The 26,428-nt window shown below is 52.3% G+C and carries 27 protein-coding genes and 1 pseudogene; 14 read left to right on the plus strand and 14 right to left on the minus strand.

The annotated features are described in order from the left end of the window. Positions 1–5: 5 nt before the first annotated feature. The 6 genes from DUT67_RS00565 to ltnD all read right to left on the minus strand — a co-directional run bounded on the left by DUT67_RS00565 (position 6) and on the right by ltnD (position 7,195). A complete protein-coding gene (locus DUT67_RS00565) occupies positions 6–1,685 on the minus strand; it encodes a methyl-accepting chemotaxis protein (RefSeq protein ID WP_113632534.1) in 1,680 nt (559 codons plus the stop codon). A 300-nt stretch (positions 1,686–1,985) separates the two neighbouring features. After that, positions 1,986–3,344, minus strand: a complete 1,359-nt coding sequence (locus tag DUT67_RS00570) for a GntP family transporter (protein ID WP_113632533.1) — start codon at positions 3,342–3,344, stop codon at positions 1,986–1,988. 190 nt (positions 3,345–3,534) lie between these two features. Further along, positions 3,535–4,323 carry a 2-oxo-tetronate isomerase gene (gene otnI, locus DUT67_RS00575; RefSeq protein WP_113632532.1) on the minus strand — a complete coding sequence of 263 codons (789 nt, stop codon included), beginning with the start codon at positions 4,321–4,323 and terminating at the stop codon, positions 3,535–3,537. Positions 4,324–4,356: 33 nt separating this feature from the next. Then, the gene (gene otnC / locus DUT67_RS00580) at positions 4,357–5,013 is read right to left on the minus strand and encodes a 3-oxo-tetronate 4-phosphate decarboxylase (RefSeq protein ID WP_113632531.1); all 657 of its coding nucleotides are present in this window, start codon (positions 5,011–5,013) and stop codon (positions 4,357–4,359) included. Beyond that, positions 5,010–6,284: a 3-oxo-tetronate kinase gene (gene otnK / locus DUT67_RS00585; RefSeq protein ID WP_113632530.1), complete on the minus strand. Its 1,275-nt coding sequence runs from the start codon at positions 6,282–6,284 to the stop codon at positions 5,010–5,012. Before otnK ends, otnC begins: the two co-directional genes overlap by 4 nt. After that, entirely contained in the window at positions 6,281–7,195 is a 915-nt protein-coding gene (ltnD, locus tag DUT67_RS00590) for an L-threonate dehydrogenase (protein ID WP_113632529.1), read from the minus strand. The genes otnK and ltnD overlap by 4 nt, the downstream gene beginning before the upstream one ends. A 151-nt stretch (positions 7,196–7,346) precedes the next feature. On the opposite strand from ltnD, the gene DUT67_RS00595 reads away from it, so the two are divergent. The 12 genes and pseudogenes from DUT67_RS00595 (at position 7,347) to DUT67_RS00650 (ending at position 17,016) form a co-directional block, all read left to right on the plus strand. Beyond that, entirely contained in the window at positions 7,347–7,535 is a 189-nt protein-coding gene (locus DUT67_RS00595) for a hypothetical protein (RefSeq protein WP_113632528.1), read from the plus strand. Then, a complete protein-coding gene (gene ygbI, locus DUT67_RS00600; RefSeq protein ID WP_113632527.1) occupies positions 7,532–8,293 on the plus strand; it encodes a DNA-binding transcriptional repressor YgbI in 762 nt (253 codons plus the stop codon). The genes DUT67_RS00595 and ygbI overlap by 4 nt, the downstream gene beginning before the upstream one ends. A 116-nt stretch (positions 8,294–8,409) precedes the next feature. Next, positions 8,410–9,104: pseudogene (locus DUT67_RS00605) on the plus strand (hypothetical protein). 1 nt (position 9,105) lies between these two features. Next, complete coding sequence (locus DUT67_RS00610) at positions 9,106–9,522, plus strand: hypothetical protein (protein ID WP_113632525.1); 417 nt, start codon at positions 9,106–9,108, stop codon at positions 9,520–9,522. A gap of 109 nt (positions 9,523–9,631) precedes the next feature. Further along, positions 9,632–9,910, plus strand: a complete 279-nt coding sequence (locus tag DUT67_RS00615; RefSeq protein ID WP_039521400.1) for a DUF1778 domain-containing protein — start codon at positions 9,632–9,634, stop codon at positions 9,908–9,910. Beyond that, positions 9,901–10,383 carry a GNAT family N-acetyltransferase gene (locus DUT67_RS00620; protein WP_048263129.1) on the plus strand — a complete coding sequence of 161 codons (483 nt, stop codon included), beginning with the start codon at positions 9,901–9,903 and terminating at the stop codon, positions 10,381–10,383. The genes DUT67_RS00615 and DUT67_RS00620 overlap by 10 nt, the downstream gene beginning before the upstream one ends. Positions 10,384–10,515: 132 nt before the next feature. Next, the gene (gene ugpB, locus DUT67_RS00625) at positions 10,516–11,850 is read left to right on the plus strand and encodes a sn-glycerol-3-phosphate ABC transporter substrate-binding protein UgpB (protein ID WP_113627062.1); all 1,335 of its coding nucleotides are present in this window, start codon (positions 10,516–10,518) and stop codon (positions 11,848–11,850) included. A gap of 72 nt (positions 11,851–11,922) precedes the next feature. Further along, positions 11,923–12,810: a sn-glycerol-3-phosphate ABC transporter permease UgpA gene (gene ugpA / locus DUT67_RS00630; RefSeq protein ID WP_005976454.1), complete on the plus strand. Its 888-nt coding sequence runs from the start codon at positions 11,923–11,925 to the stop codon at positions 12,808–12,810. Positions 12,811–12,836: 26 nt separating this feature from the next. Continuing rightward, positions 12,837–13,682 (plus strand): sn-glycerol-3-phosphate ABC transporter permease UgpE, encoded by an 846-nt coding sequence (ugpE, locus tag DUT67_RS00635; protein ID WP_113627061.1) that lies wholly within the window; start codon positions 12,837–12,839, stop codon positions 13,680–13,682. 274 nt (positions 13,683–13,956) lie between these two features. Then, positions 13,957–15,030 carry a sn-glycerol-3-phosphate import ATP-binding protein UgpC gene (locus DUT67_RS00640; protein WP_113632524.1) on the plus strand — a complete coding sequence of 358 codons (1,074 nt, stop codon included), beginning with the start codon at positions 13,957–13,959 and terminating at the stop codon, positions 15,028–15,030. Then, a complete protein-coding gene (gene ugpQ, locus DUT67_RS00645; RefSeq protein WP_113632523.1) occupies positions 15,030–15,779 on the plus strand; it encodes a glycerophosphodiester phosphodiesterase in 750 nt (249 codons plus the stop codon). The genes DUT67_RS00640 and ugpQ overlap by 1 nt, the downstream gene beginning before the upstream one ends. Before the next feature lie 280 nt (positions 15,780–16,059). Further along, positions 16,060–17,016 (plus strand): AEC family transporter, encoded by a 957-nt coding sequence (locus tag DUT67_RS00650; RefSeq protein WP_048263120.1) that lies wholly within the window; start codon positions 16,060–16,062, stop codon positions 17,014–17,016. 15 nt (positions 17,017–17,031) lie between these two features. Here DUT67_RS00650 and DUT67_RS00655 read toward each other — a convergent pair whose 3' ends face one another. Next, positions 17,032–17,328: a hypothetical protein gene (locus tag DUT67_RS00655; RefSeq protein WP_113632538.1), complete on the minus strand. Its 297-nt coding sequence runs from the start codon at positions 17,326–17,328 to the stop codon at positions 17,032–17,034. A gap of 321 nt (positions 17,329–17,649) precedes the next feature. Between DUT67_RS00655 and DUT67_RS00660 the strand changes: the two genes are divergently transcribed. Then, entirely contained in the window at positions 17,650–18,114 is a 465-nt protein-coding gene (locus DUT67_RS00660) for a tRNA (cytidine(34)-2'-O)-methyltransferase (protein ID WP_113632522.1), read from the plus strand. A gap of 30 nt (positions 18,115–18,144) precedes the next feature. Here DUT67_RS00660 and DUT67_RS00665 read toward each other — a convergent pair whose 3' ends face one another. From DUT67_RS00665 to cpxR, 4 genes are all read right to left on the minus strand, one after another. Next, positions 18,145–18,954 carry a DUF3142 domain-containing protein gene (locus DUT67_RS00665; protein WP_113632521.1) on the minus strand — a complete coding sequence of 270 codons (810 nt, stop codon included), beginning with the start codon at positions 18,952–18,954 and terminating at the stop codon, positions 18,145–18,147. Beyond that, entirely contained in the window at positions 18,924–21,098 is a 2,175-nt protein-coding gene (locus DUT67_RS00670; protein WP_113632520.1) for a hypothetical protein, read from the minus strand. Before DUT67_RS00670 ends, DUT67_RS00665 begins: the two co-directional genes overlap by 31 nt. A 164-nt stretch (positions 21,099–21,262) precedes the next feature. Continuing rightward, on the minus strand, positions 21,263–22,633 hold the full coding sequence (gene cpxA, locus DUT67_RS00675) for an envelope stress sensor histidine kinase CpxA (RefSeq protein WP_011095776.1): 1,371 nt from the start codon (positions 22,631–22,633) through the stop codon (positions 21,263–21,265). Then, positions 22,630–23,328 (minus strand): envelope stress response regulator transcription factor CpxR, encoded by a 699-nt coding sequence (gene cpxR, locus DUT67_RS00680; protein WP_048263111.1) that lies wholly within the window; start codon positions 23,326–23,328, stop codon positions 22,630–22,632. Before cpxR ends, cpxA begins: the two co-directional genes overlap by 4 nt. Positions 23,329–23,481: 153 nt before the next feature. Between cpxR and cpxP the strand changes: the two genes are divergently transcribed. Continuing rightward, complete coding sequence (cpxP, locus tag DUT67_RS00685; protein WP_048263107.1) at positions 23,482–24,006, plus strand: cell-envelope stress modulator CpxP; 525 nt, start codon at positions 23,482–23,484, stop codon at positions 24,004–24,006. 254 nt (positions 24,007–24,260) lie between these two features. Here cpxP and DUT67_RS00690 read toward each other — a convergent pair whose 3' ends face one another. The 3 genes from DUT67_RS00690 to DUT67_RS00700 all read right to left on the minus strand — a co-directional run bounded on the left by DUT67_RS00690 (position 24,261) and on the right by DUT67_RS00700 (position 26,336). Continuing rightward, positions 24,261–25,244 (minus strand): tyrosine-type recombinase/integrase, encoded by a 984-nt coding sequence (locus DUT67_RS00690; RefSeq protein ID WP_113632519.1) that lies wholly within the window; start codon positions 25,242–25,244, stop codon positions 24,261–24,263. 69 nt (positions 25,245–25,313) lie between these two features. Next, positions 25,314–25,607: a DNA-binding transcriptional regulator gene (locus DUT67_RS00695; RefSeq protein WP_113632518.1), complete on the minus strand. Its 294-nt coding sequence runs from the start codon at positions 25,605–25,607 to the stop codon at positions 25,314–25,316. A 261-nt stretch (positions 25,608–25,868) separates the two neighbouring features. Next, positions 25,869–26,336: a hypothetical protein gene (locus DUT67_RS00700; protein ID WP_113632517.1), complete on the minus strand. Its 468-nt coding sequence runs from the start codon at positions 26,334–26,336 to the stop codon at positions 25,869–25,871. Positions 26,337–26,428 lie beyond the last annotated feature (92 nt).

Genomic DNA, 26,428 nt, shown 5'->3' on the forward strand with positions numbered 1-26,428 from the left:
TGAAATCAGAACTGTTCCCAGTTTTGGTTACTGCTTCCCGCGCTGCCTTTAGGGTTGGCGAGAGAAAGCTTTGCGCTGGTCGGTCTTTTCAGCTGTGGTGCAATACGCTGTGACGACCCACCTTCAACGATGAAGACTCTCATCAGCTCTACTAGGTGGGCAGCCTGATCGCTCAGACTATCGGCCGCGGAAGCGGATTGCTCAACGAGTGCGGCGTTCTGCTGGGTGACCTGATCGAGTTGGTTCACCGCATCATGAATCTGCGAGACGCCAGATTCTTGTTCCTGCGTGGTGACGCCAATTTCGTTGATCAGATCGGCAACGTGGCGTGCCTGACGCACTAATTCTTCGATCGTTGTTCCCGCATCGCTGACCAGTGCGGAACCTACTTCGACTTTCTCGACGCTGTGGCCGATCAGCTCTTTAATCTCTTTGGCGGCAGTAGCGGAGCGCTGTGCCAGCGAGCGAACTTCACCTGCGACTACAGCAAAGCCACGACCTTGCTCACCTGCGCGTGCGGCTTCCACCGCGGCGTTGAGCGCCAGAATGTTGGTCTGGAAGGCGATGCCGTCGATGACGCTGATGATGTCGCCAATTTTCTGCGAGCTGTCGGTAATTTCTTTCATGGTGACAACGATATTGCTGACGGCTTCGCCACCTTTAGCAGCGGTATGACTGGCGGCCTGTGCCAGTTGAGCGGCGTTACGTACGGTATCCGAGTTCTGGCGTACGGTTTGGCTCATTTCTTCCATAGACGCTGCGGTTTGTTGCAGGTTGGCCGCTTGTTCTTCCGTGCGTTGGCTAAGATCGGTGCTGCCTGCGGCGATCTGGCTGGCACCGGTCGCGATAGATTCACTGCTTTCGCGCACCTGTTCAACAATGCTACTCAGGCTTTTGCGCATACCGTTCATGGCTGCCAGCACACTGCGGTCATCACCGGAACGCAAGTTGACGGTTACCGCCAGATTTCCTTGTGCGACCGCTTGGGCGATCTGTGCGGCGTAGGACACTTCGCCACCCAACAAGCCTTTGATCGTACGAGTAATCAATACGGAAACCAGAATGCCAACGAGAACCGCAATCGCTGCGAAGAAGATCAGGGTGTTACCATCTGAGCGAGCTTCCTGCATGGCGCTTGTCGTCATCTCCATTGTCCGCTTCTTCTGCAATTCGGTCATGCTGTCCAGCGCGGCGAAAACGGGTGCCTGCGTAATTTGCATTTCATTGACCATGAGCTGCACGGCTTGCGCTCTTTCTTCGGCATTTTCAGATACGCCAAGTTCTACGGCTTTATTCACTGCGTCCCGATAGGCTGGGCGAGCCTGCGTCAGGCGGTCCAGCGAGTCGCGAGACTCTGCTTCAGACAGGTGAGAATACAGTTTGGTCAGGATGTCGGTATTGCGGACAATTTGCTGATCAATCAGGCGCTTTTCTTCCTGAATGCGGCTGCTGTCGCTTGTCAGGCCGATAGTACGCACTGAACGGGCCACGGCATCAAAACCGCTTTTGGCATCCTGTATCAGGATCAGGCTGGTCAGGTTTTTTTCGGACAGCGACTCAATATCTTCGCTCAGATCGAGCAGATGCACACGTCCCAGAACGGCGACCATCAAACCGATGATGATGACAGAGGCGAAGCCAGAACCCAGCATGGTGCCAAGCTTCATTTTTGCTAAAAAATTCATAGTGTTCCTTTATTATTTTTCATCGGCTGATGCAGGCTCATGCCGTATGGATTTGGCATCTTCTACTTCTACTTCCACGAGAGGTCAGGAATAAGGCGTATTTCCGATTACATCATGTATTGGCATGCGAACTTGTGTCGTGGTGATAAGGGAACGCGTGGTTTCTTACCCCGTATGGATTATAACGGCAGCGCTTGGATATTCAGATGTGGAATATAAGAATAAAACGGGCGTATTTTCTGGCATAAGGAGGAAAACCGCTGAGTGTCAGCGGTTTTCCGTGGCGGAACGCGGCGACGCTTACATGACCAACCAAAGCGCCCAAGTGAAAAGGAACCCAGCCAGTCCGAGGATCGTTGTCAGTACCGTCCAGGTGCGCAGGCCATCGGCGACGGACAACCCCAGATATTTGGTGACAATCCAGAAACCGGAGTCATTGACGTGCGACAGGCCTAATCCGCCAAAACAGGCAGCAAGCGTCACCAGTACCAGCTGCATTTGGTTCAGGCCACTGACGGCTTCACTCAGCAAGCCGCAGGTGGTAAGAATAGCGACGGTGGCAGAGCCTTGTGAAGCTCGTAGCGCCAGCGACAGAATAAACGCGGCAGGCACCAGCGGCAGGTGAATGCTGGTCAGCGTATCCGCCAGCGCTTTACCGATGCCCGACTCCACTAGCACTTTGCCGAATACGCCACCCGCACCGGTCACCATGATGACCATCGCAGCAGCAGGCATTGCATCGCCCATCACACCGCTGGCTTTTTCCAACGACCAGCCGCGACGCAGGGCAATCAGCCAGAACGCCAGTGCCAGAGCGATAAGCAGCGCTACGGCGGGAGATCCAACCAGCGACATGACGTTACGCACCGGATGTCCGGCAGGTAAAATGGTCGCAGACACGGTGCCGAGCATAATGATGGCGATAGGAATGGCGATCAGCGCGGCGATCAATCCAGCCGAAGGGGCAGACGCGGGTGCCGTGTCCGGCGTGCTGTCTTCCGGTTTCGCCAACTGTAACTGCTCTAACACTTCGACGGAAAGCGCATACTTACGGCGGTTCATGGCCTTGGCCGCCCAGTAGCTGATGATACCGACAGGAATCGACACCAGCAGGCCAATGATGGTCAGCCAGCCGATATCGGCATTCAACAGGCCAGCAGCGGCAACCGGGCCGGGGTGGGGCGGCAGTGCGACATGCACCGTCAACATCACGCCTGCGACGGGCAACCCGAATTTAATCGGAGAAACTTTAGCGACTTTCGCAAAGCCGTAAATAATCGGAGCGAGGATAATAAAGCCGACATCGAAAAAGACCGGAATACCCAGAATAAAGGCGGCGATGGTTAATGCTGCCACCATCAATCCCGGCCCCATTAATTGGGCAAAGCGGTGCGCTAAGGATTCCGCGCCGCCGGACACTTCGATCATTCTGCCGAGCATGGCACCGAGGCCGATAATAATTGCCACCGAGCCGAGAATACCGCCCATGCCGGAGGTAATCACCTTCATCACCTCAGCAGTCGGAATACCGGTTGCTAAGGCAACGAGTAAACTGACAACCAGCAGGGCGACGAAGGGCTGAATTTTAAATTTAATGACCATCAGCAGCAGGAGTAATACCCCGGCGATAGCGATGCAGAGCAAGAGCGAGGTGGCCATATTCTTATCCTCATTGACCCATTGTTTTCAATTCAGAGGCTGAAAGGTATTGGGTTATTGTTTTATTTGAAGAAAAGGGTGACCTGACTCCCGCATTGGAATAATGCGGGAATCTGATCTTTTCTTTTTTATTTATTCGCGTCTAACGAATATGTCTCTGGTGTTAATATTATTTCCTGGAATAAGTGAGTTAGTGTTTTTTCTCCAGCCAAGGTTTAGCCCAGCTCAATCCGTCTTCGGTTTTTCCACGCGGGTTATATTCACAGCCAATCCAGCCGGAATAATTCACGCGATCCAATTCGGCAAAGATGAATGGATAATTAATTTCCCCTTCATCGGGTTCATGCCGTGCCGGAACCGAAGCAATTTGAATATGTCCGATGCGGCCATCTAAATCGTGAATAATTTGCGTCAGGTTGCCATCGACAATTTGTGCATGGAAGAAGTCCAACTGAATATAAACATTCGGCCGGTCGATCAGATTGGCTAATTCCAGCGCCTGATACTGGCTGGCGAACAGGTAATTCGGTTTCACCTTCGCACTCAGTGCTTCAATCATGATATTGATGCCGTGCGGTGCGAATTTATCAGCCGCGTAGCGCAGGTTATCGATGAAGGTTTGCTGATAAGTGGCGCGATCTTCATCGGGCGGAACGACACCTCCCATCACTAGTACTGAAGGACAATTCAGCGCCAGTGCATATTCCAAGGCGTTATCGATGTCCCGACGGGCATCGTCAATGCGGTCGGGCAGGGCAGATACGCCCCATTCACCCGCGGCGATGTTGCCGGGCGCAGTATTGAACAACACCTGCTCCAGGCCATTTTCCCGCAGCTTTTCCGCCAGCAGCGGTGCCGGATATTCATAAGGAAACAGGTACTCGACCGAGGTAAAACCCGCATCGGCAGCGGCTTTAAAGCGATCGAGAAACGGAACGTCGGTAAACAGCATAGAAAGATTGGCAGCAAACTTAGGCATGGTTAACTCCATCGCTCAGTAAAAGGTGGCCTATCAAGAGAGTTCAGCAATATCGTCAGCGGTGAGATAGCGAATTTTTCGGTCACCGAGAATAAAAATCAGCTTGGCAGTTTCTTCCAGCTCTTCCATGTTGTCCGCCGCCGCACGCAGATCCTTGCCGGTGACAACTGGGCCGTGGTTAGCCAGCAAGAAGGCTTTATAACGCGAGGCTAGCTTCGCCAGATCTTCACCGAGCCGCGCATCGCCGGGGCGGTAATAAGGCACGACGGGTACTTTACCGACGCGCATCACCACATAGGGTGTGAACGGCTTGATGGCATCCTGCGTATCCAACCCTTCCAGACACGAGAGCGCCGTCAGGTAAGTGCTGTGCAGGTGAACGATCGCTTTGCATTCGGGATCGTTACGGTAAATCGACAGGTGAAAGCTGACCTCTTTCGACGGTTTATCCCCGGAGATCCACTCACCGTTCAGGCTGACTTTGGACAGCCGCTCGGCATCCAGTTCGCCGAGGCAGGATCCGGTCGGCGTTGCCAGCAATGTACCGTCATCCAGCAGACGGGAGAGATTGCCAGCAGAACCGGTGGCGTAACCGCGTTGGAAAAAGGATGCGCCCAGCTTGACCATTTCCGCGCGTGCTCGCTGCTCGCTGCTCAGTGCCGCTTCTGTACCGTTGTGATTTTCACTCATGCGGCAAACTCCTTTTGGGCGCGGGCAAAAAAGTCTTCATCGCCGAAGTTACCGGATTTCAACGCCAGCGAGAGCGGATGGTTGGTGGAACGCACCCACGGCACGCCGGGGGAAATGGACGGCCCGATATGGAACGCGTGAATGCCCAGCGTTTGCACCACGATGCTGGAGGTTTCACCGCCCGCGATGATGAAGCGCTGGAAGCCGTCTTGCTGAAGTTGGTGGGCGACGGCAGCAAACAGTTTTTCTACCGCCTGGCTACTGGCTTCTGCCCCCCAGCGCTGTTGAATCTGCGCCAGTTCATCGGGTGAAGAGGTGGCGTACAGCAGCGGCGCGAGTGCGTTGTCACGGTGTGCTTTCACCCAGTCGACGAGTTCCTGCACATAGGTTTGCTGAGCGTCATCGCTTTCTAAGCAGCGGGCGACATCAATGGCACGACCCGCCGCCTGTTTCAGATAGTGAGCGACCTGCTTGTTGGTCATCACTGAGCAGGAACCGGATAGCACAACGCCTGCGCCGGGCTGCGGCTTACCTGCCTCGGTTGCGGAACCGGTTTGTTTTGTTGAGTCTGCCAGTTGGCGCGCCAGACCAATTGCTAGGCCGGAACCGCCAGTGACCAGTTTCATGTCGTGCAGTGCTTCACCCTGTGTTAGCAGGTGTTGTTCGTTCAGCGTATCCAGCACCACATAGCGGATACCCTGTTCTTTCAACTGTGCCAGCCGCTGTTTGACGGCGTCTGCACCCTGATCCATCACGGCATATGGCACCAGCCCGCAGCGTCCGGCTGCTTGCTGTTCCATGACGCGCATCAGGTTGCTGTCAGTCATCGGCGTAACTGGATGGTGGCGCATTCCTGACTCGGACAGCAGTTGATCCATCACGAACAGGTGGCCCTGATAGACGGTTCTGCCATTCACCGGCAGCGCCGGAGAGATGATAGTTTGCGTTTCGCCAAGCTGCTCTAACAGCACATCGGTCACCGGGCCGATATTGCCTTTCGCAGTGCTGTCGAAGGTGGAACAATATTTAAAGTAGAACTGCTGGCAGCCCTGTTGTTGCAGCCACGCCAGTGCGTTAAGTGAATCCGCCACGGCCTGTTCCGCTGAGCATGAACGTGATTTCAGGCTAATGACGACGGCCTGTGTGTCGACCTTAAAGTCTGACGGCGGCACGCCGTTGAGCTGTACGGTCGGCAGCCCGTTGTTGACCAGAAAGCTGGCGATATCCGTAGCACCGGTAAAATCGTCGGCAATCACACCTAGCTTGATCATGGTGCCTCCTTCTTTTCCGGCAGCGTAATACCGTTGAAAATTTTGATGACTGCACTGTCGTCTTCTTTGCCGAACCCAGCGTTGCTGGCGGCGGTGAACATGTTGAACGCGGTAGAGGCCAACGGCAGCGGGAAATGGAGTGATTTGGCGGTATCGGTGACCAGTCCCAGATCTTTGACGAAAATATCAACGGCCGATTTCGGCGTGTAATCGCCATCGACAACGTGGCGCATACGGTTTTCAAACATCCAGGAATTCCCGGCAGCGTTGGTCACTACGTCGTACATGATATCCAGCGGGATATCGGCGCGAGCGGCCAGCGCCATCGCTTCTGCACCCGCGGCGATGTGTACGCCTGCCAACAACTGGTGGATAATTTTAACCGTTGCACCCAGCCCGATCTCTTCACCGATGCGATAGACCTTGCCCGCGACCGCATCGAGTACCGGTTTCAGCTTCTCAAACGCCAGATCGGAACCGGATGCCATCACCGTCATATCGCCTGCGGCGGCTTTCACCGCACCGCCGGATACCGGTGCATCCAGCATGATGAGCTGATGTTCGGCCAGGCGTTGCTCGATATTTTTGGCATCCTGCGCGGAGATCGTTGAAGACACCATGACCACGGTGCCGGGCTTGAGCTTAGCTGCGACCTGCGGCTCACCGAACAGAATCCCGTTCACCTGTGCAGCGTTCACCACCAGCAGTACCACGGCATCCAGCTTGTCAGCGAAAGCATCAATGCGCGTGTCAGTCTGCGCTGCACCCGCCTGACGTAACCTTTCGAGTGCCTGCGGATTGATATCGACGCCGTATGTCGTCAGGCCAGCGTTGATGCAGGACGCCGCAGCGCCAAAGCCCATGGAACCCAGACCGATAACGGCGACAGCATAATCAGAAGTCTTTTTCATCGTGGTTGCCTTGTTAAAATTAGTGATTTTTTGTTCTCTGGTGTTAAATATAAGGACTGTCAGAACAAATTGTGGTGATTTTTATCACATTAATTAACATTGGTGTCGTGATGATTCAGTGTAGTTGAACACCGTTTGCTGCGTGATTTTCATGATTATTTTTATTTATCAGATGATTATGTCTATTTCAGAGCTGGGGGATGATGAAAGCGGTCATGTCTGGCGTGGTTTGTGGCGTGAATTTATGGTAATTATCGTCATTAAACGGAGTGTTTCTCACAATCTTTACCAAACTGACTTTATCAGACCAGCATTATCAAACAGGGAACGGACAGCGTGATACCAGTAGAACGTCATCAACAGATTCTGGCGCTGATCGCCGAACGCGGCGCGGTAAGCATTAACGAGCTGACTGAGCGGCTGGGTGTGTCGCACATGACGGTGCGGCGCGATGTGCAAAAACTGGAGCAAGACGGCCTGCTGCTTAGCGTCTCCGGTGGCGTGCGTTCGCCCGAACGGCTGGCGATTGAGCCATCGCATCAGGATAAGTCCGGGATGTTCAGCCAGCAAAAAGCGGCGATGGGGAAACTGGCCGCGCAACATATCCCGTTGAATAGCTGCATTTATCTGGATGCAGGTACCACCACGCTATCGCTGGCGCGCGAACTGGCCGAGCGTGACGATCTCCTGATTGTCACCAACGATTTTGCGATTGCCGCTTTTCTGATTGAGTCCAGTCAGTGCCGTATGATCCACACGGGCGGCACGCTGTGTCGGGAAAATCAATCCTGCATCGGTGAAGCGGTGGCGCAGGCGCTGCGCAACCTGTTTATCGACATCGCCTTTATTTCTGCATCCTCATGGAGCCTGCGCGGGCTGTCCACGCCGAACGAAGACAAAGTGGTCGTGAAACGTGCGGCAGTAGAAGCCAGCAGAAAACGCGTCCTGCTGTGCGATACCTCAAAATATGGCCGCATCGCCACCCATCTCGCCACGCCGCTCAACGTCTTCGACAGCATCATCACCGACGACGGCCTGCCCGCCGCCGCCAAAGAGGCGCTAGGTAAAATGGGGGTGGAGGTGTTGGTTGCGGGGTGAGGAGGATAGCCAAATTGGGACGGCCTAACTATCGTCTTGAGTCCAATGTGGAAATAAACGTATTATCGTGATGTCGTTAATTAAATAAACTCATGAAAAACAAAGGAATGTAAATAATGAGCGTGCGTAGTGAAATTATTGATGGCCGACAAGCCTCTGGTGTGACATATGGGTTGATTTATACCGAGGTGCTAGGTTGGATTGATTTAGGCCATGCGAAAGGGGACGACATTAAGGATATTATTCAACAAATGTATGTCGGAGAGAATACTGAAGACGGAATGCCATACTACGATGTGACCTATAAACAAGGCATGATTGGGCTCAGAAGAAGTGTCACTATCAACCGGTTTATTAAATGGCGGATAAAAAAGGAAGGTCTCTTCAAGAAAGACATCGCATTGCTCTTGCTATGATGCTCACCGTTGCGAAACGGTTTGAATCTATGCAGGCCTCTTTTCCATTCAATTTAGTTACAGATAGCGGATTTAGTGGGGAAGATCTTGTTTCAGATTTATTAGGTTTTTACCGAGTGGTTTCTACTCCTAACCCTTTTTATTTATTACGGCCAGTGAGTAAAGAAGAAGCATTAAAACGATGGGATTTTTATGGCCCTATCGGAAATTTCAAAAATATAGGATTCCGCCCTATTTTATTTCCAGACCCTGAGAAGATGCCGCATGCTCAACCTCGATTGGGGTATCTCCCCTCTTTTATGCAAACAATACAACCCTATAATGATTTTAAGTCAGGAAACGTAGGTATTGCATCCTACGATGGTACTGAAATCATAACGCATTTCTTTGAATAAAATGAAAAAAAAGATAATTATATTACTCGCCGTATCGATCCTAATTGCCTTGCCGATTATCTATTATTGGCCTGCCATGGTTATTCTGACGGAGGGGAGTTCTCGCTACACGGAACAGGACACCCGACGATATGAAATGCTGACGGACGAGATCATTAAAAATTGCCCGCGTATTTCTTCTGTCTATGATTTTGGCTATGCAACGGTCGATGGCCCTGCGTTGGAAGTCAGCAATATTACGTTTCAAAATACCAATGATGCGACAAATATACGCGCTTATTTGAAGTCGCTTGGTTTTACCCTGAGTTATACAGACACGACGGGTGAGTATTGGAAGTCTACGGATTCAGATAAAACGGTACATATAGGAATCATCAACGATCCGAAAACCGTTATCGTTGATGTCATACGAAAATAGCCCTGAATAAAGCAGCAAGCGCGTTTGAATGTATGGTGATGTTCCGGTGTGTAGCATTTTTGTACACATCATGTATAGTTGTATAGATATTCACTACACAGGCATGATGATGAAACCTGAAACCAAAGAAGCGCCAATCAATATTCGAGCCAAAGCCTCCCAGCGGGACTTGATCGATATGGCTGCAAACCTTGTGTCAAAATCACGTACCGATTTTATGCTTGAAGCAGCCTGCCGCGAGGCGCAGGACATTTTGTTGGATCAACGTTTGTTTATTTTGGATAACGAACAGTTTGACGAATTTTTGGCCGAGTTGGATGCGCCTATCACCGCAGAGCGTCAGGCTCGCATTAACGATCTGATGAGCCGTAAATCGCCATGGGAATAACTGCACCAGAGCCATTATCTTCCAGCCATAACCTTGCTGAATTTTGCAGCCAAGAACCGAGCTTGAATGAATGGCTAAAAAAGAAAGCGCTAAAAAATCATAGTGCAGGGATTTCTCGTGTATATGTCATTTGCGCTGAAGGCACCCATCAGGTGATTGGATATTATTGTTTATCAACAGGTAGCGTTCAGAGAAATACAGCGCCTGGTGCATATAGGCGTAATGCCCCCGAATCACTACCGGTCATTGTCCTTGGGCGACTTGCCATTGATCAAGCGTATTCTGGTAAAGGTTTGGGTGTGGCTTTATTAAAAGACGCAATATTTCGGACAGAGAATATTGCTTTGCAAGTGGGAGTGAGAGCATTAGTTGTTCACGCTCTGGATGAGAACGTGCGCAATTTCTACCTTAAATTCGCCTTTGATCCCTCGCCAGTGCAGCCCCTGACACTACTCTATCCAATTAAAATTTAGAACTTTCTCCCCTTTCCTTGTCATTTTCCCGTCATCTTCCAGTTATTTTTCTGTCATGCGCCCGTGTCATGTTTACCTTCGCATAAAAAACGCCGTGATGATGGCGAACTTAATTGATTGCAGGAGACAGGCATGTTCAACAACACAATTCGTAAAACACATGCTATTCGCACCGCAGCGGCGTGTGTGGCATTCGCGCTGATGAGCGCCGGTGCGCAGGCCGCGACAGACATTCCTTTCTGGCATTCCATGGAAGGCGAGTTAGGGAAAGAAGTAAATTCTCTGGCTGACCGTTTTAATAAAGAACACACCGATGTAAAAATTGTACCGGTCTATAAAGGCAACTACGAACAGAATCTGGCTGCCGGGATTGCGGCCTATCGCGCTGGAAATGCGCCCGCTATCTTGCAGGTCTATGAAGTCGGTACTGCCACTATGATGGCAAGTAAAGCCATCAAGCCAGTCTATGAAGTCTTCAAAGACGCTGGCATTAATTTCGATGAGTCGGTGTTTGTACCGACTGTCTCCGGTTATTACACCGATGCGAAGAGTGGTCACCTGCTGTCGCAGCCGTTTAACAGCTCGACCCCCGTGCTGTACTACAACAAAGATGCCTTCAAGAAAGCTGGTTTAGATCCAGAACAGCCGCCGAAAACCTGGCAGCAGATGGCTGACTACACCGCCAAATTGCGTGCTGCTGGTATGAAGTGTGGCTACGCTAGCGGCTGGCAGGGCTGGATTCAGATTGAAAACTTCAGCGCCTGGAACGGTCTGCCTGTGGCGACCAAGAATAACGGTTTTGACGGCACCGATGCGGTGCTGGAATTCAATAAACCTACGCAGGTCAAGCATATCCAGCTGTTGCAGGACATGAACAAGAAGGGTGATTTCACCTACTTCGGGCGTAAGGATGAGCCGACCGAGAAGTTCTATAACGGCGAATGTGCGATGACGACCGCATCTTCTGGCTCGCTGGCGAACATTCGGGAGCATGCCAAGTTCAACTATGGTGTCGGTATGATGCCGTATGACGCCGATGCGAAAGGCGCGCCACAGAACGCCATTATCGGCGGAGCCAGTCTGTGGGTGATGGGCGGTAAAGATGCTGCGACCTACAAAGGTGTTGCTGAGTTTATGCAATTCCTGGCGAAACCAGAAAATGCTGCTGAATGGCACCAGAAAACGGGTTACCTGCCGATCACCACTGCGGCGTATGAGCTGACGCAGAAGCAGGGCTTCTATGAGAAAAACCCAGGTGCGGATATCGCTACGCGTCAGATGCTGAACAAACCACCGTTGCCGTTCACCAAAGGTATGCGTTTGGGCAATATGCCGCAAATCCGTACCGTCGTGGATGAAGAGTTAGAAAGCGTATGGACAGGCAAGAAGACGCCACAACAGGCGTTGGATAGCGCGGTAGAACGCGGTAACGCGCTGCTGCGTCGCTTCGAGCAGTCAACGAAGTAATACGCTGCTGTTGAGTCATACCGGGCCGAAAGGAATCGGCCTGTTTCTTTTCTGTTTGCAATGAGTTACCGCATGACATCATCCCGCCCCGTTTTTCGCAGCAGCTGGTTGCCCTACGTGCTGGTGTTGCCTCAACTGCTGATTACCGTGATTTTCTTTATCTGGCCTGCCGGTCAGGCGCTGTGGTATTCGGTGCAGAATCTGGATCCGTTTGGGCTATCCAGCGAATTCGTCGGCATGGAAAACTTCCGGCAGCTGTTCAATAACCCCTACTACCTCGATTCGTTTTACACCACGCTGATATTCAGCTTTCTGGTAGCTGGGTTTGGCATGCTGATTTCACTCTTTCTGGCCGCGCTGGTGGACTATGTGATCCGTGCCAGCCGTCTGTATCAGACCTTGATTATTCTGCCTTATGCCGTGGCACCCGCTGTCGCCGCCGTGCTGTGGATGTTTCTGTTTAACCCTGGACTCGGGTTGATTACCCACTTCCTCGGGCTGCTTGGTTATACGTGGAATCACGCGCAGAACAGCGGACAGGCGATGTTTTTAGTCGTACTGGCATCGGTGTGGAAACAGATTAGCTATAACTTCCTGTTCTTCCTCGCTGCGCTGCAATCGATCCCCCGTTCGCTGGTGGAAGCGGGTGCGATTGATGGTGCAGGGCCGGTGCGACGGTTCTTCAATCTGGTGCTGCCGATGATCTCGCCGGTGAGCTTCTTCCTGCTAGTCGTCAATCTGGTGTATGCCTTTTTCGATACCTTCCCAATTATCGATGCCGCGACGGCAGGCGGGCCGGTGCAGTCGACAACTACGCTGATCTACAAGATTTATCGCGAAGGCTTTGCAGGGCTGGATCTGTCCAGTTCGGCGGCGCAGTCGGTGATCTTGATGCTGCTGGTGATCGGGTTGACCGTTATTCAGTTCCGTTTTGTGGAGCGGAAGGTGAATTATCAATGAAGGTGAATCTATGAAGGTCAACGGCAATGATTGAGAATCGTCGCGGGTTAGATATTTTCAGCCACGTCATGCTGATCGTCGGCATCCTCGCCGTATTGTTCCCCCTGTACGTGGGGTTTGTGGCCGCCACGCTGGATAATCAGGAAGTCTTTCAGGCTCCGATGACGCTCATCCCCGGTTCACACCTGTGGGAAAACCTGCGTTATATCTGGCTGCACGGTGCAGGCAACAACACCACACCGTTCGGGCTGATGCTGCTCAATAGCTTCGTCATGGCACTGGCGATCACGGTAGGCAAAATTACCGTATCGATCCTATCCGCTTACGCCATCGTTTATTTTCGTTTTCCGCTGCGTAACCTGTTCTTCTGGATGATTTTCCTGACGCTGATGTTGCCGGTGGAAGTACGTATTTTCCCAACAGTGGAAGTGATCGCGCGGCTGGACATGATGGACAGCTACACGGGTTTAACGCTGCCGCTGATGGCGTCGGCGACTGCAACTTTCCTGTTCCGCCAGTTCTTTATGACGCTGCCGGATGAACTGATGGAAGCGGCACGTATCGATGGCGCGAGCCCGATGCGTTTCTTCTTCGACATGGTGTTACCGCTGTCGAAGACCAATCTGGCGGCGCTGTTCGTGATCACGTTCATCTACGGCTGGAACCAGTATCTGTGGCCGCTGCTGATCGTCAGCGATGCCAATCTGGGCACTGCGGTTGCGGGGATTAAAAGCATGATTGCCTCCGGTGATGGTGCGACTCAGTGGAATCAGGTGATGGCCGCGATGCTGCTAACTATGCTGCCGCCGCTGCTGGTGGTGCTACTGATGCAGCGCTGGTTCGTTCGCGGTCTGGTCGACAGCGAAAAATAAATAGGTCATACCGTTGGTAAACCTCTTCATAGAATGAGAACGGTGATAATGGGATAGAAGAGTAAAGCGTTTGCGCCATGGACAAAAACGTCAGGAACGTTTTTGAACGTCGCTTGCGACGGCCCTGAAAGGGGGAATCTCAGGGATGAGATTCATATCCGCGCAATCCGAGCGTACAGGGATGTATTCACAGCGTCTTTACGATCTACCCATTACCACCGCACCGCTCGTCAGGTTTAGCAGCGATTTATCGAGACGAATTTCGGAAACGCTTATGGCATGTTTAAAACTTCAGGCCGTCACCAAGTCTTACGATGGCAAAACACAGATTATCCAACCTATCGATCTGGACGTTGCGGATGGCGAATTCGTCGTGATGGTGGGACCGTCGGGCTGCGGAAAATCGACGCTGTTACGCATGGTGGCAGGCCTCGAACGCACCACCAGCGGCGATATCTACATTGATAACCAACGAGTCACCGATCTGGAACCGAAAGATCGCGGAATTGCGATGGTGTTCCAGAACTACGCGCTTTATCCGCACATGAACGTGTTCGACAATATGGCTTACGGACTGAAAATTCGTGGTTTCGGCAAGACGCAGATTCGTGAGCGTGTGGAAGAAGCGGCACGTATTCTGGAACTAATGCCGCTGCTGCAACGTAAACCGCGTGAGCTATCGGGCGGTCAGCGTCAGCGCGTGGCGATGGGACGGGCGATTGTGCGTGAACCCGCGGTGTTCCTGTTTGATGAGCCGCTATCGAATCTGGATGCCAAACTGCGCGTACAGATGCGGTTGGAATTGCAGCAACTGCACCAACGCCTGAAAACCACCAGCCTGTACGTCACGCACGATCAGGTCGAAGCTATGACGCTGGCGCAGCGCGTCATCGTGATGAATAAAGGTATCGCTGAACAAATCGGCGCACCGGCTGATATTTACCGCCGTCCAGCATCGCTGTTCGTCGCCAGCTTTATTGGTTCACCGGCGATGAACTTGTGGGCAGGACGCATTAGCGATGACGGTTGCCGCTTTGAAATCGGTGAAGACATCGCGCTGGCGCTGCCTGAACCGAAGCCGCAATGGCGCGGTAAAGCATTGACGCTGGGGGTTCGGCCGGAGCATATTCAACTGGCAACGCGTGAAACCGGTGGTATCCCGTTGCAGATCTCAACACTCGAACTGCTGGGCGCGGACAATTTAGCGCACGGCAAGTGGGGCGGGCAAAACGTGATTGTGCGGCTCTCTTATGAGCACTGTCCCGCCATCGGCTCGACGCTTTGGCTGCATTTGCCGACGTCATCATGGCACCTGTTTGATTCGCAAAGCGGATTACGGATGGAATAATGGAAACAATCTGGCCTTACCCAGCCATTGTCGCTCATCGCGGCGGCGGTTCACTGGCTCCAGAAAACACGCTGGCGGCGATTGATGTCGGTGCCAGCCTCGGTCACAAGATGATCGAGTTTGACGCCAAGCTGTCGCAAGACGGCCAGATTTTCCTCTTACACGATGACACACTTGAGCGTACCAGCAACGGCTGGGGTATCGCGGGAGCGTTGTCGTGGGACAAACTGGTCGGGCTGGATGTCGGCGGCTGGTACGGTCACAAATTTGTCGGAGAACGCCTGCCGCTGCTATCGGAAGTGGCAAAACGCTGTGTGCAGTACGGCATGGCGGCCAATATTGAGATTAAACCCACCACTGGATATGAAACTGAAACTGGGCGCGTGATTGCGCTGGCAGCACGTCAGCTATGGGCCGACCATCCCGCCGCGCCGCTGCTGTCCTCGTTCTCTATCGACGCCCTGGAAGCGGCACAGCAGGCAGCACCGGAACTGCCGCGTGGGCTGTTGTTGGATGAATGGGAAGAGGACTGGTTGGCGTTAACGCAGCGTCTAGGCTGTGTGTCCATCCACCTGAATCACAAACTGCTGACGGCAGAACGTGTTGCGGCGCTGAAAGCCGCAGGTTTGCGCATTCTGGTTTATACCGTTAACCAACCTGATCGCGCGCAAACTTTGCTGGATTGGGGCGTTGACTGCATCTGTACTGACCGGATAGATTTAATCGGGGCACACTTCGCGACCGGCTGAGGTCTGCCTTTATACCCGTCATACTTCAAGCTGCTTGTGCGTTGTCTTCTCTTGCTCACCCCAGTCACTTACCTGAGTAAGCTCCTGGGGATTCACGCGATTGCCGCATTACAAGGCCATAAATGAGCCTTGCCCTAGCGGGCCAACGCATAACGTTGTTCAAAACGCTAACGTTTTGTCACGCAACTCGAATTATTTAGGGTATACCCCGCATTATCTTTAATCTTTATTGCGGCGGACCTTCTTTCTGACTCGGTGCCGGTAATAAGGAAGTGGCTTCATGCCCGCATTTATTGTTTCGCTTTGGCACCAGATTTTTCTGTCGTTACCCCTTTTTGTTCTCATTGCACTCGGCTATAGCCTGATTCGCTACGGTAAATGGCCGACCACCGTCACCGACGGCATGACGCGCTTTGTCTTCTCTGTGGCAATGCCCGCGATGCTGTTCCGCCTGATGTCGGATTTCTCCAAACGCCCGGTGGTGGATGCCCGGCTGCTGATCGCCTTTTTCGGCGGCTGCTTGCTGGTGTTTGTCCTCGGTCGCATTGTGGCGCGTAAAGTCTTTCATCTCGACGGTGTCTCCGGCTCGCTTTTCGCGCTGAGCGGCATCTTCTCCAACAACGTAATGCTGGGGCTGCCGATTGCCACGCTGATGCTAGGTGAAGAGGCGATCCCGTCCGTCGCGCTGGTCGTGGTGTTTAATGGGCTTATTCTGTGGACGCTGGTAACGGTGTCAGTGGAATGGGCGCGTAACGGCGCGCTGTCGCTACAGGGCTTTACCAAAACCGCGCTGGGTGTGCTGAAGAACCCGCTGATTATCGGCATTCTGTCCGGTACGGTATTCAGCCTGACGGGTCTACCGCTGCCGTCGTATGTTGACCAGCCGCTTGCCATGCTGGGGCAGATTGCCGCACCGCTGTCGCTGGTGGCGCTGGGAATGGGGCTGGCAGAATACCGCGTGCGTGATGGTTGGCAGATCAGCACCGCGATTTGCACCATCAAACTGCTGGTCCAGCCGCTGGTGATCTGGGGGATTGCGGTTGCACTCGGCCTGCCGGAAATGGAGACGCGTGCGGTCGTGCTGCTGGGGTCGATGGCGGTGGGCGTCAACGTCTACCTGATGTCACGCCAGTTTAATGTGCTGGGCGGCCCGGTGGCATCAAGCCTATTGCTATCAACGGCGATGGCGGCATTAACCACGCCGTTGATTCTGACGCTGATGGGTGTGCGGTTATAGGCCGCCACTGTGGTATCAAGGATTCGGCTTAATCGGCGGTGGCGGCGTGGTTCTCTGCGACCGCTGTAAATCCTGCTGTAACTGCTGTTGGCGTTGTTGCTGCAACTGCTGATTACGCTGCTGGAGCTGCTGATTCAACTGTTGTTGCTGCAACTTCTGGCTCTGCTGCATATTCTGCTGCAACTGTTTCTGACTGCTGATGCCGCTTTCAAACTGCTGCTGAGGCGTAGGCGCTTGCGTTGCGTTGGCGCTCGCCAGAAGCGGCAGGCAGAACAGTGCGGCACAGGCTAATAATGTCTTAGGGTGTTTCATTAAACCTCCACACAGGCTGTATGCCTGCATCGTGTTTTCATCAGTACATTACCCTGACGTGTTTCCTTAAGTGTAATCGCTGCGAATGAAAACGTCGTGCGAAGTAAGCTGATGCTGATTATTTAAGCTCATTTTTAGGAGAAACACGGGGATGAGGTTCCCGCAGGGATACCTCGCCACGTGGTCGATCCGTGTATCTTGGTTCTTAAACGATCGACATGAGTGCAGAATCATCCGCATTCCTGTGCGCCTTGCTTTTGGGCACGTGCTGGGAATGCGTTATACTGCGGCGGAATTTTTCTTCGTGGTTGACGCTATCTCATGTTCCATATCGCGCTCTATGAGCCTCAAATTGCACCGAACACCGGCAATATTATCCGACTGGTTGCCAACAACGGCTGTACGCTTCATTTGATTGAACCGCTGGGGTTTGATTTTGAAGAGAAGAAACTGCGCCGCGCAGGGCTGGATTACCACGATCTGGCGAACGTCAGTCGTCATAAAAACTATCAGGATTTTCTGGCTGCGGTTCCCGGAAAACGTATTTTCGCCTGTACCACCAAAGGCAGCCGCCCCTACGATCAGCCGACCTACCAGCCGGGCGATGTGTTGCTGTTTGGATCGGAAACGTCCGGCCTGCCAGACGAGATTCGCAACGGCTTCGAGTCAGATTTCCGTATCCGCATTCCCATGCAGTCCGACAGCCGCAGCCTGAATCTGTCCAATGCGGTGGCGATCATCAGCTATGAAGCCTGGCGGCAAAATGGCTTCGGCAGTTGCCAGTAGTTATCTGTCGTGATCGGTAGCTACATATCGTCACTCAGCTAGACGGCTGCGTGATGGCGATGCCTTCGACGGCTGATTTACTAAAAACACCACTTCCCCACGATAATACGGTGAAGTGGCAAGGCGCTGCTGCCACTGCTTTTCCCATTTGCCGTTTTGCACCAGCCCTATCCGGAAAGGGAGCGTTAGCTTCATCAGGGCGGGTAAGTATTCGGCGTAGTTGGTAATGGTGTTGCGCCCCTGATAGGTCTGCACCACCACTTCATCCAGTTTGCCCTGCAAGCGGTTCAGTGTGGAGACATCTCCGGTTTTCGACCAATCGAGCAACCCTGTAATGCTGAGCTGACACTCTTCGGGTAAACGCTCGCGCAACTGCGTCAGAAACGCGACGTAGCCAGCTAATTGATAGCTTTTCGCGTCAAAATCGATCTGAATCCCGACAACCTGATTACCGTGGCGCTGCCACTTTTCCCGTAACTTTAGCATCCGGTTCAGGTGACGATCGGAAAGTTCCAGCGTGGTCATCCGGAAAGCCAGCCAGATGCGGTTAACGCGCAGCTGGCTGGGTGGGATACCCTGACGCAGAAAAACGACCTTGCCCTGACGGCGGGCGATTTCTCCCTGATGCAGATACAGCGTCTGTGCCTGATGCAGAATCGGCTGTGGTCGCACGGCTGCCCACAACCAGAAATCCTGATAGCGTGTCGCGTCGACGATGGGATGCGCAGCGTTGACGGTTGAAGGCTCAGCGTTAACGGAAGTGGCCTGAGTACAGAACGAAAGCAGGCAGGCCAGCACAATTAACGGCGTTACCAGTAATAATCGAGCTTTTCTGCCCACTCGCTGCCTTTGTACTTGGTTTTCAATTGGGTAAACCAGGCTTTGCGAGTTGCCTTACTGATTTCCTGTGGGCCACAGTCGTTATAGCCGCTTGGTGCATAGCAGTAGACCGCGCGGTACAGGGCATAGGTTTTGTCTTCCGGCGGCGCTTTTGGATCGGCGATCACCCGCACATAACCATCCAGACGATTATATTCGGTGTCAGCAAACTGGGCGGGCGCATTGGTGAGCCCGCTCAGCATATTGCTTTCGCCCCAGTCGAAGCCCACGCTGTTATTGGTGCGCAGGAAAAACTCGCCGAGGCAGTTAATCGCACGGGCATCATTGGGGCGTTGGTTCAGCGTCGTGACCACATTATCCAGTGCCGGACATTGGTAGCCTTCCTCTGTGTCGCTGCCGTCCCAGTCAAATGCCGTCAAATCTTCCTGATTCCAACTCTGGTTTTCGCTGCTAACCAGCGGCGCGATGTCTTTTCTTAACTGAACATCGTTGAGATAGCTGGCGTAATCACCGTGGGTTAGGGATTTGGTTAACAGCGTATGTAGCGCGATAGCCCGTTCTTCATGGGTTTGCTGTGAGCCCGTTTGCTGACGGAGCAGATCGGCGTTGGCGCTGATTTTCAGCACCGCAGAACGAAAACGCAGATTCTTCACCGGACTGTCAGCGGTAAATACGCGCTCTGGGTGTCCCGCTTTGACCAGCGTTTCCGCGAGTGCCAGCTGTAGGAACTGGTTTTGGCTATATCCCATATTACGCGTTAACAGCTGACGCCAATGCGCTTCAGCCTCGTCCCAACGCTCCAGACGCACCAGCGCCCGACCACGTAATACTTGCAGGCTAAAACGCACGGTATCTGTGAGATCGCCCGCCTGTGTCGCGGGAACGCTGTTAACCACGGCAGCGTAATCTTTTTGACCATAAAACAGCTGTGCTGCCTGAAGGTAGCTGAATGCTTCCTGCATATTGTCTTGCTCAAACAGCGGTTTCTGCGCGGCCAGCTCATCGGTGGATAACGCGGGCAATGCCATCCATCCCTCATCGGAACGCAAGCGCTTGAGATCTTGCACCATCGTCAACGGCGCGCTGCCCGGGGCGCTGGTGAACTGCCTGTTTTCCAGCAGCTTGTTGTCGATCTCGTCACTCAATTCAAGGAGAGTTTCGATGTCGGAGGTGTTATTCAACTCGTGTTGGTATGTTTTTGCTAAGGCATTCACATCGTCGATTATCCAGTAAGCGCGGCGGTATAACCCGTTGGCGGATTCGATGTATTGCCCGTCTGGATACTGTTTCAGATAGTCGCCAATATGCTGAATAGCCAGCTGTGCAGCGGTTTTATCGGCTTTGCTGGCATCGAACATGTTGTATTCATCTAACGCATTTTCCATGGCTTTATTGATTGCCACGCGAATCAACATATAGCGCGAGGTTTCCGCAACCCACGGCTGTGGTGAAGACGTTAACGCCTGAAAGTCGCTTTCTGCCTCATCAAAGTGACCCTGATAAAACGCTAGAATCGCGAACAGATACTGATTGAATGCGCCGACGTGTCCTTCGTCTGGCAGACTTGCAAGACCCTCACCCAGTGCCTCTTTGGTATACTGCGCATTGAGGAGATTTACCCGCTGATGTGCCAGCAACGTGCGCTGTTCCTCGGTGAGCTGTTTGTCTGCCAACAGGACGTCAAAAAACGCTTCCAGCGTGGAGAGTGCATTGGAAATATGTCGTCCTTCGTTGTCGTCAGGCGAAAACGTGGAGAGCGTACCCTGAACGGACAAGGGAAGGTTCAGTTGCTTCGCTTTGTTGAGCGTCGAGAGATAAGGAGCATCAGCCGTGACATCCTCTCCTGACTCTGACGTCTGAGGTGTTTCCGTCGCCGCAATCCCCATGACCCGGTAGGCAGTGAAAGGATCGATACGTGAACGCGTTTGATCGGGCAACGGATGGGGTAACGGAAGCGACATGTTATGAAGGCGGCTTTGCAGCAGCATCAGGTTAGCGCGTGTATCATTGCCTGGCTGCAAATAGGGCAGGGCGGATACGCCACATTCCGAGTCGGAAAAGCCGCAAACTCCATCGCTGGAACTGAATGCCTGACTGCTCATTAACGCGGTCAGTACGCCAGCCAGCAGCGTTACTCCTTTCATGGTTAGTATCCTTCATTCAACACGGTCTTGCCTGTTTTCGGCATGAGTGACGATTACTCTACGCAATCGCGTAAAAAACTCAATGCAGAGAAGATAAACAGAACGTGACAGGTGCCCGTGCGGGCACCTGAGAGGATGTGGCGGTAGGAACGATTTTGCCTGACTTACCGTTGATGCAACGGTAGCCAGATGATTAAGCGTAACCCACCTAGCGGGCTGTCTTCCGCTTTTACCCAGCCTTTGTGCTGCATAATGGCGGTTTCCACAATGGCGAGCCCTAAACCGCTTCCGCCAGATGCGCGGTCACGTGCTTCATCCGTACGGTAGAAGGGGCGGAAAATCTGTTCACGATCTTCCGGGCTGACACCGGGGCCATCGTCATCCACTTTGATGGTGATGCCCTGATTATCCACTGAGAAGGCCACTTCGATGTGATTGTGAGAATAACGCAGCGCGTTACGCACGATATTTTCCAACGCACTGTCGAGTGACGCAGGGTTACCAAAGAGTGTCCACGGTCCCGGAGGATAAGGTACTTCCAGCGTTTTCCCCATTTGCTCGGCTTCAAAGGCGGCATCATCCAGCACATTGCCCCACAGTTCATCGGCACGCAGGAACTCACGGGTCAGTTCGTTCTTGTGTTGATTACGTGAGAGCACCAGCAGATCGTTAATCATGCTGTCGAGCCGCTGAGTTTCCATCTCAATGCGGTTCAGCTCATTACCTTCACCCTGACGCCGACGCAGCAGCGCCGTTGCTAGCTGCAAGCGTGTCAGCGGCGTACGCAGCTCATGAGAGATATCCGACAGCAGCCGTTGCTGTGCCGTGACCATCCGTTCCAGCGCGCTGACCATCTGGTTAAAGCTCACGCCCGTTGCCAGAAACTCCTGCGGGCCGGACTCTAACTCAGGGTGTTGGCGTAAGTTGCCTTTGGCGACTTCGTCGGCAGCATGCTTGAGCTTACGCGCGGGTTTTGCCAGACTCCAGGCGAGCCAAAGCAACAGCGGTGAACTGATCAGCATGGTGAAGATAAGCAGCAGTAAAGGACGGTCAAACAGCAGACTAATGAAATCTGACTGCGGACTGCTGGCAGGACGAATCAGGTAAAGCTGGTAGTTGTCATCACCATCGCGGATCGCAAAAGGACCGAGAAGCTCAATGCGGCCGTAATTTTTCTTTTGCGGGTGGTCGGCGTTATCCGACAGCCCGATAAAATTACGCACAATCGGTGTTTCATGCTTTTCTGCGCCGAAAATACGACCTTCGCTGGTGACCAGAAAAAGACGTTGTCCCGGCGGAGCCCACTTTTCCAGCACCCAGAACAGCCGCAACCACCAGCGCAGATCGTTGGCTGGTGTGTTGGCGAGGTCTGCTTCAATGTGCTGTTCCAGCATGATGCCCTGCCGCTGCTCATTTTCCAGCAAGGCGGTAAGCTGGCGCGAGTCCAGCTTGGGCACCATCAGAACCAGCATGAGTACCAGCGCCAGCGTTAACCAAAAAATGGCAAAGATACGGGCGGTCAAACTATTGATCATGCAGCCGATACCATCAAATAGCCTCGTCCACGCAGCGTTTTAAACCAAGGTAAGCCATCCTTACGTTCTGGCAATTTACGCCGCAGGTTCGAGATATGCATGTCGATCGCACGGTCAAACGGCGTCAGTCGTTTCCCCAGCACTTCCTGACTTAAATGCTCGCGCGAAACCACCTGTCCCAGCCGCTGTGCCAGCAGATAGAGCAGCGTGAATTCCGTGCCTGTCAGGTCCAGCACGATATCGTCAAAGCTGGCTTCCTGCCGTCCGGGGTTCAGACGCAGGCCATCGACTTCCAGCGTTGGCGCACTGTTATCGCCCGCCTGCTGTTGATCGGTCCAATTAGAACGACGGAGAATTGCGCGAATTCGCGCTACCAGCTCCCTGTCGTTAAAAGGCTTCGGCAGATAATCATCTGCACCCAGTTCCAGACCAAGAACGCGATCCAGTTCGCTGCCGCGGGCGGTCAACATGATGACCGGTGTTTGATGCTGCTGTCGTAGTTCTTTTAATGTGTCGATACCGTTTTTCTTCGGCATCATCACATCCAGTAATAACAGATCAATGGTGTTATCTAATATCTGTAACGCCTGTTCGCCGTCGTAGGCGACAACGACGTTAAAACCTTCCATTTCGAGCAATTCTTTCAATAAAGATGTCAGCTCTCTATCGTCATCAACCAGCAGAATTTTATTCATGTTTTCTCTACCTCCAAGGGCAAAATACGACATAGATTAGCGCTATTCCATGACTTTACGTAGTTTTACATCCTCTGACGCATGTTTGCAGCAAGATGCGTAGACTCATGCTCATTGATTCACAAAATGACGTACCGCTCTGGAGAGTTATTGATGCAACAGTTCGCAACCTTATCTCTTGCTTCACTGCTTATGTTAGGCACTTTTACCGCCTTTGCAGCAGAAAGTGGAGACGCTCCGGCGAGCGGCTGGCATATCGATGATTCCGCCACAAAAGGCGCATCCGGCCAGCAAGGTATGTTCGATGGCGTGAGGCTGACTGAGCAACAGCGCCAGCAAATGCGCGATTTGATGCACCAGAGTCGTCAGGACAAGCCGGCGTTTAACACCGAAGATGTTAAAGCCATGCATAAGCTAGTGACGGCGGAAACGTTTGATGAAGCAGCGGTGCGAGCGCAGATAACCCGAATGATGAGTGTGCAGATTGAGCGTCAGATTCAGATGACCCGAGTGCGCAACCAAATGTATAACCTGCTGACGCCAGCGCAGAAAGAGATCTTAGAACTGAAGCATAAGCAACGCATGAAAGAGATGCAGCAACAGATATCCATGTTTAATCAGATGGTTGCGCCGTCATCAGGTATGACAAACCATACTGAGACAGATAGTCCCGAGTAGTAGTGTGAGTGTAGTAAGTCGTAACGTAGTGCAGTCCGAGTAGTAATGTGTAGTAGGTACACACCCTGTTTTTCCTTGCCATAGACACCATCCCTGTCTTTTTGCCCTCCATGATGGAGGGCTTTTTTTATGGGTTTTTCAGTAAAACCCTTTAAAAACAATTGCATGTTAAGCGATTACAAGCAATTGCAAGCGGTTAAAATGTGGTCAAAAATGGGCCATTTTCCGCTAGTGTGGACAACATGTGGACGTTTTTAAATGCTACTTTTCCCCCGTAATGGGTTGAGTGTAATAGCATTTTGCAGATAGTCTGGCGCAAGGTGCGCGTAAGTCATGGTTTGCTGAATGCTTGCATGGCCTAGAATCTGCTGCAAAGCGACCAGATTTCCGCCGTTCATCACAAAATGGCTGGCAAACGTGTGACGCAAAATGTGCGATGCCTGGCCTTTTGGAATGTCTGGCTTTACTGCCCTGATTTGCTCGCAGAACGCCGGATAGTCAACTTTAAACAGCTTTCCGGTTTCGCGGGTTTTGATGATCCGTGAAACGTCCTCAGATATGGGGATCGTCCGGTTCTTGCCGTTTTTCGTTTCCATGAATGTTACTCTGCTGTTTATCACCTGTTCAGCCCGTAGTGTGCTGGCCTCGCCCCATCTTGCGCCTGTACTCAGGCATAACACTGCCAGTCTGTATGCGTCACCATCTAACACCGATAAAAGCCTCGCGATCTCTGGTTCTGTCAGAAACGTAACAGCAGGCTGCTTTTCTGGCAGGGGCGGCAACCCTTTTAACGGGTTTTCTCCCGCGTAGATTTCCAGCTTTGTGAGCGCTGAAAACATACCTGAGAGCCGATACATATCACGATTGATCGTTGATGAACTAATGCCGCCTGTTAATCGCATCGTGCGAAATTCCAGTATCGAGCGCTTATTGATGCGGCAGATCTCCGGGTCATTCATCTGTGCAACTGTTCGTTTTAAATGGCGGTGCTCAATCAGTCCGTTCTTTACATTCTGGCCGTGGTAGAGCCACCATAGCGCCACCAGTTCGCTTAACTGGCGATGCTCAACACCGTAACCATGCTGCCACTCTTTTTTGTCCGTTCTGGACAACGTATAGCGCTCAAACGCTACCGCTTCCGTCTTTTTATCAAACCGCCGCCGGATACGTTTTCCGTTCCGTCCGATGGGGCGAATGTCCACTTCAAATCGACCATCATCGAGCTTCTTAATTGCCATAAGAAAGCCCTCCGGCGGTCATCTCACTGTCTTGGTAACAAATAGTGAAAATGTAATGTTTATAAAGCGTTAACCAGTCTGTTTCTCTGAGTGGTCTGATTGTGTTGAGTCTGGCCCAATGTGTGCGAGGGCCGGTGCGATTTGACCAGCTTCCGGTGCTGTTTTATCCGTCATGAGCCACAGAGTGTATTTTTGGAATCGCGGATGAGTGGTGATTTTAAGTAAGGCATTGCCGCTAGGCTCAAAATTTCCGGTCTCGTATTTTTTTAGTGTGTTAATTGATAAATCAATGACTTTGCAGAATTGGCTTTGGCTAAGCCCCTCTGCTTCCCTCAGGGATTTCACTTTTTCGCTTAATTTCATTTGACATGGTGCCTATATGTATCCTAAATTCACCGTCATTGGGGTATATATGTACACCAACAAAGGCGCGAAAAGCCAACCGCAAGCATAAGCATCAATAAGCAAATGTAAGCGGTTGGCGATCGAAAGAGAGTATCACGGAACGTGTGATCTATTAACGGAACGCGTGACAGAGATTGCTAATAGGGGGAAGGGATGGAAAGAAATGACAAAGCCACCGTTATTAGCAGCCCTGTCATATTTACTCGGAACGATGATGGATTAACGGGGTGTACTGCCAGCCAAAAGAGAAATAGTTTTTTCAGCAAAGGAAAGGGTTTCCCTGTGCTTGTGCTTGAGAGAAATAGACGCCCCATTTCTTGCTGGGTTGCAGAGGCTATTAAGGGCCGCACTATCAAACTCCTCAAGCATTGCCAGCCTTGCACGAGTTTCATCGATCGTAATGGTAGGGAGATCATCAATAAGTGCGGAATATCTTTTTACTTGTTGCTTGGCCGATTCGGCTTTTTGCCCATATTGCCAAGCGATACGAAAACCACTAAGAACGGCAATGATGCCGCCAAACAACCAACTGAAATGACTAGTCGCAAATATTGCGGATCCAAGCGTGATAGTTATCGCATTAATAGAAACATCAATTCGTCGATTAAGTGTTTCAGTCATGCGCTCCAGCCAGTAGCTGTACCAGATGCGGAAATGAACTTCATATTCAGTTGGCTGTTTGTTCATAGTAATTATTCCTCGTCGTCTTTTTCCTCTGGCGGCGCAGGTTTATGCAAGACATGAAAATCGTCAGTGTCTTTATCTGGCGTTACCAGAGT

The organism is Pectobacterium peruviense, assembly GCF_003312355.2.
Classification (GTDB): Bacteria; Pseudomonadota; Gammaproteobacteria; order Enterobacterales; family Enterobacteriaceae; genus Pectobacterium; species Pectobacterium peruviense.